At 65.4% G+C, this 3,782-nt stretch carries 5 protein-coding genes and 1 pseudogene; 2 read left to right on the top strand and 4 right to left on the bottom strand.

What is annotated here, in order from left to right:
* The 4 genes and pseudogenes from ACE3TU_RS20035 to ACE3TU_RS20020 all read right to left on the bottom strand — a co-directional run.
* Nucleotides 1–252 (bottom strand): annotated as a pseudogene (locus tag ACE3TU_RS20035) (hypothetical protein); the annotation flags it as partial.
* Nucleotides 253–266: 14 nt separating this feature from the next.
* Nucleotides 267–797, bottom strand: coding sequence for a hypothetical protein (locus tag ACE3TU_RS20030; protein ID WP_374627447.1), 531 nt, complete (start codon nt 795–797; stop codon nt 267–269).
* A gap of 80 nt (nt 798–877) precedes the next feature.
* Nucleotides 878–1,354 carry a DUF6152 family protein gene (locus ACE3TU_RS20025; protein ID WP_374627445.1) on the bottom strand — a complete coding sequence of 159 codons (477 nt, stop codon included), beginning with the start codon at nt 1,352–1,354 and terminating at the stop codon, nt 878–880.
* A 23-nt stretch (nt 1,355–1,377) separates the two neighbouring features.
* Nucleotides 1,378–2,340, bottom strand: a complete 963-nt coding sequence (locus ACE3TU_RS20020; protein WP_374627443.1) for a hypothetical protein — start codon at nt 2,338–2,340, stop codon at nt 1,378–1,380.
* A gap of 578 nt (nt 2,341–2,918) precedes the next feature.
* Here ACE3TU_RS20020 and ACE3TU_RS20015 point away from each other — a divergent pair.
* Entirely contained in the window at nt 2,919–3,473 is a 555-nt protein-coding gene (locus ACE3TU_RS20015; protein ID WP_374627441.1) for a cytochrome c, read from the top strand.
* A 47-nt stretch (nt 3,474–3,520) separates the two neighbouring features.
* Nucleotides 3,521–3,782: HupE/UreJ family protein (locus tag ACE3TU_RS20010; protein WP_374627449.1), on the top strand; the 262-nt coding region annotated here is incomplete at its 3' end.

Genomic DNA, 3,782 nt, shown 5'->3' with positions numbered 1-3,782 from the left:
CGATCCGGTGATGACCGCGAGGCCGAAGCCGATCCAGGTCAGGCGCAGCAGGTCGTGGGCGACGCGGGTGAACGGCCTGTTGTTCGAGGCGAGGCCGAGCAGGCGCAGGTCGACGACCAGGATGGTGCCGAAGACCAGCGCGACGGCGATGACGTGAATGCTCTCCACGATGGGGTAGGTGGCACCGCCGGTGTTCACCCACTGGCCGAGGGCCGAGTACTGCAGATCGTTGAGTAAGGCTGTGAAATCCATGGCCTCGGGTCCTGTTAGCCGGCGTAGATGGCCGAGATCGGGGAGAGCGTGCCCCAGATCAGCGGGTCATAGGCGATGAAGCGCCCCATGAAGATGATGATGACCAGCAGCACGATGGTGATGACGGCGTCCCGGCGCAGCCGGGGGTTCACCGGGCCGTCGACCTCGGCATAGGCCGCCTCGCGCCGGACGCCGCGCAGGAAGCGGACCGAGATGACGAGGGTCAGCGCCAGCAGCACCATCTTGATCCAGAACGACACCGCGAGCAGTTCGCGGATCGGTTCGGCGAGGATGAGGACGATGCCGGTCAGCGCCAGCACGGCGAGCGCGGTCCAGGCCCACGGCGCAAAGCGTGCGACGGTCTGGCGCACGGAGAGGCCCGCCCAGGCGTAGCCGGATGCGCGCATGGCGATCAGCAGCACCGAGATGAAGATCACCGCGATCGACATGATGTGGATCGACTGCATGGTCGGCACGACCCAGGGGGACGTGGCCATGGCCAGCGCCAGCGGTGTCTGGCTGAGATTGATGAGCAGATCTACCATATCGAGGAAGGCGCCTCCACCGCCCGCTGGAAAGACGCGGGCCGGGCGTGACGCCCGGCCCGCTGACAGGGCTCGAACCCTTACTGGGCCTTCGCCTCGCCGGCGGCCTTGGCATCGGCGAGCGACTTGTAGCCCTTCTCGATCCAGGCCGGCCAGTCGGCGATGCGCTGGTTGGCGCGGCAGCCGGCGTCGGCCGGGTTGTAGACGGCCTTGTCGGCGGTGATGAACAGGCCGGAAGCGCCACCGGCGCGGCCGTCACGCAGCGGGCACATGATCACGGTGATCGGATCGCCACCCTTGAAGGTGTCGCCGGTCATCGGCGGGTTGCGGGCCAGCAGGGCCGGCGGCGCCGCACCCTCGAAGGCCCAGACCTTGCCGGCCGCGTCCTCGATGATCATGAAGGTGTGCGGGCTGGTGAAGGCCCAGCGCACCACCTTGCCTTCCAGCACGATCTCCTGGGCGGGGTCGAACATGGAGAAGCTGTGGTGGGCGATGGCCACCGTTGCCGACGCGGCACAGGCCAGCGCCGCGACAGCCAAGGTCAGTGACTTTTTCATTGTGCGATACCTTTCCTTGCAAATTACTGGGCGGAACCGATCAGGCTGTCGAAATCGACTTCACCCGGGGTCTTGGTCTGGCCGGACAGGTCGGCCGGCAGGTCGGGGTTGCGATGCTGATGCCAGGTCTTGCCGTCCTCGCCCGGCAGGCGGATGGTGGTCAGATCGTTGGCGTCCTTCTGCTGGATATTGCTGTCGCAATCCCAGTGGCGGATGCGGTAGCCGGCATCTTCCTGCACGGTGGCGCGGGTCCAGGTGTAGACGCCGCTCAGCGGCTTCACGAGGCTGACCGGGTCGTAGTAGGTGACCTGGGCTTCGAGGCGCGACAGGCCGTTGGGCTCCTGCACGAGCTGGTAGACCTCGATCATCTGCATCTCGTTGGAGAAGGGCGGGTAGCCGCGGAAGTAGTCGGCGGGCCACATGTCGTTGGTCCACACGATCAGCTGGTCGCCGGCCCAGAAGCCGACGCTGTCGCCGGTCGGGGAGTTGGCGCCGTCGATGTTCTTGTGGTCCTGGTTGATGAAGATGCGACGCGTCTCGTTGGCGAGGTCGTTCAGCCACCACGACTGGGTCGGGGTGTTGACCCACTCGCGGACATAGGGCTCGAGCAGCCAGCGGGCCGGACCGACGGCCTCGCAGGTCGTCAGGCGGTCATAGGGCTGCTCGTTGTACTGGACCATGTTCTCGCGGCGCTGCTTGAAGGCCGCTTCGTATTCGGGGGTCAGCACGCCCTCGGCGATTTCGCCGCCGGCGGCGAGGCCCGGCGGGATCGGCCCGACGAAGAAGGGCGAGACGCCGCCGCGCAGCGCGATGCTGTTGTAGCTCGCCTCCCACAGGCCTTCCCACTTGGGAACGGACTCGTGGGTGTGGACGGTGCCGCCGCGATGGTGGCGCTTGAGATAGTTGTAGTGCTCTTCGGCCGTCTTGAACGCCCGCGGGGGTGCGACCACCTCGGGGACCGGCTGCAGAACTTGCGCAATGGCCATGGCGGGCGCACTCACTGCGACCAGTAGTCCAAGGGCACATGCCAGCAAGACCCGTTTCGTCTTCATGCTATTTCCTCTCCTCGGCCGACGGTGGTGCACGTTAGGTGGGCGGTCAGCCGTCTCCATCCCCCCTTTGGGCGCCGTCTGGGGCAGCACCCGCCCGCGGTCTCCCACCCGCGGTCACCATGTCGAGGCATCAGACCGGAACCATCGCCATATCACCAAAACTTATATTTATATTGGTTTGGCTATATGGCAGTCCAGATCGCGACGCTCTCCATGGGGCAGCTGTCGTATTGCTGCGACTCCATAATTCCAGTGCCTTTCAGGATAGCCCTGCACGGAGCTGGCGGATCATTTGCATGAAACGATCATAGCGCGTCCCGGCACGAGATATCCGCTCTGGTAATGTCCGGGCAGGACGAGACCGGCGCCGGCGCGTCCGGCATGGCGGCCATCCGGGCGCTTCTGCACGTTCCGGACAAAACTGGTGCATCCGGTGCAGGATTACGGGCCGATTGTGCAGGACGGCGTTCCGCGCCTGTTGCTCCTCTCGGCCGAAACGGAGGAGATATTCCATGCGTGTTCATTTGATCCTTGCCGCCGGCCTGGCAGCGGTGCTGACCGGCGCCGTCCTGCACGGCCCCTCACAGGCCCAGAACGCTCCCGCCGCCGACCAGCTGGCCCTGACCTCGCAGAAGGAGACGACGCTCGGCCGTCGGCTGCTGATGAACAGCATCGGGGCCAATAACGACATCATCCACGACACGCTCGATGGCGTGCTGCCGATGGACGATCTCGAGCTGCGCGGCCGGCTGCAGTCGATCTCGGCGATGCTCTATGCCTTCCCCAACCTGTTCCGCGTCGAGGCCAACCCCTATACCGAGGAGGGCGAGAAGGCCGATCCGGGGCATGTCTCCCTGTCGGACACCAGCGTCTGGGAGGATTTCGAAGCGTTCAAGCAGCTCTCCTATGCCGCCTACATCAAGGCGCAGGAGGCGGCCGACGCCGCGCCCGACCAGATGCTGGCCCGGGTCGAGGAACTCGAGGTGATGTGCGAGAGCTGCCACGAGACCTATCGCAAGCCGTTCGAGTATTTTGACTTCGACCGCGTTCAGGACTTCATCAAGTGAGGCAGGCCGAAGCGGATGCGGTTCCGCTTCGACACTGGCCTGTGCGCATGGCGACGGTGCTCGCCACCCTCGGCGCTTGCGAGCCGGCGCTGGCGCACGGCGTGGCCGGCGGAGACGCTGCATTTCTCGAGAGCGCTGTCGGCGTGCAGTTCTGGCCCTACCTCTATCTCGGGGCCAAGCACATGTTCACCGGCTACGATCACCTGCTTTTCCTGCTCGGGGTGATCTTCTTCGTCTACCGCATGCGCGACGTGGCGATCTACGTCACCATGTTCAGCATCGGCCATTCGCTGACGCTGCTGTTCGGCG

The organism is Devosia sp. (genome assembly GCF_041917035.1).
Classification (GTDB): domain Bacteria; phylum Pseudomonadota; class Alphaproteobacteria; order Rhizobiales; family Devosiaceae; genus Devosia_A.
Note: the sequence above shows the minus strand (reverse complement) of the source record. Positions and strands in the feature narration are given on the sequence as shown.